This window comes from Mycolicibacterium xanthum, assembly GCF_019710635.1.
In the GTDB taxonomy this organism is placed as follows: domain Bacteria; phylum Actinomycetota; class Actinomycetes; order Mycobacteriales; family Mycobacteriaceae; genus Mycobacterium; species Mycobacterium xanthum.
Genome location: NZ_JAIFZS010000138.1, coordinates 1 through 1,173, shown reverse-complemented (window position 1 = coordinate 1,173; position 1,173 = coordinate 1). Strand labels below are relative to the sequence as shown.

Annotated in this window: 1 protein-coding gene; it reads right to left on the bottom strand. The window is 69.9% G+C overall.

The window, feature by feature from the left end; genetic code table 11:
* Positions 1–104 precede the first annotated feature (104 nt).
* The gene (locus JDV09_RS26410; protein ID WP_221372084.1) at positions 105–857 is read right to left on the bottom strand and encodes an enoyl-CoA hydratase; all 753 of its coding nucleotides are present in this window, start codon (positions 855–857) and stop codon (positions 105–107) included.
* Between the last annotated feature and the right edge of the window lie 316 nt (positions 858–1,173).

The window sequence follows — 1,173 nt, the reverse complement described above, 5'->3', positions numbered from 1 at the left end:
ACAGACCCTGACCGCCGCCGACCCCCTACCCACCGACATCGCCGAAATCCTGGCCAGGATCGGCAGCCTCGGTGCGCACTAACTTGGCCCGAGTCGGGTCTAAGTCACCGGCGCTTGGCCGCAGCCAACCGCTCGGCGAACGCGGGGGACAGGATCGAGGTGGCCTGCGGCCCGAGTTCGGTGTCGACGGCGATGCGGTGGTGGTCGGTGTCGACAGCGCCCGGACTCGCGGTTGCCCGCATCGATGCCTTGGTGGCGACCACGACGTCGCGCGGCGCCCCCGCAGGTCCCGCCGCGAGTTCGCGCGCGGCGGCGACCGGGTCGTCGGCGACGTCGAGTGCCAGGCCGTAGCGAACCGCGGCCTCGGCGTCGAAGCGCATGCCGAACAGCAGTGCCGCGCGGGCGACCTGCGGGCCGACCGCCCGCTGCAGCATCCAGGTGGCACCGCCGCCGGGATGAATCCCGAGCTTCTGGAAGCGGGGGTCGAACAACGCCGCCGGTCCGGCGATCCGGACGTCGGCGGCGAGTGCCAGGTTCAGTCCGGCTCCGACGGCCGCTCCGTTGACCGCGGCGATGGTGGGCAGTGTGCAGCTCGCGACGGCCAGGAAGCCGTCGTAGATCGCGAGCAAGCCGTCCTTGGTGGCGGCGCCCAGCGCACTCAGGTCTGCGCCCGCGCAGAACGCCTTGCCCGCGCCGGTGACGATGACCGCGTGGACGTCGGTATTGGCTTCGGCATCCGAAACCGCAGCACGCAGAGCGGCAGAGATCTCCGCGGTGACGGCGTTGCGTCGCTCGGGATCGTTGACGGTCAGCACGGCGACACGGTCTTCGATGTGGACCAGCACAGGATCGGCCATCGGCTCAGCCTACGGATGGTCGTCCTCGTCGTCGGGGAGTAGGTAGCGTTCGGGGTGGTGGTAGCCCTTGACCCGGTGTTGTCCGGTGTCGGGGTCGGGTGATGGAATCCATTCGGTTGGTGCAGCGGCGCCCAGTTCTCGTTGCTATACGTGATCGCCCCGCGCGTCGAGAGGCGTCGTTCGAGGTCTTGCGCCACCCGGACCTGCGGAGCACGATTGTCATCGGAGTGGCTGCGGCCACAGGCTGTCGGTTGACGACGGGACCTGCGACGGGTCGGCCACCGCTGATGATCTCACTGCGGCCGATCCGCAGGGG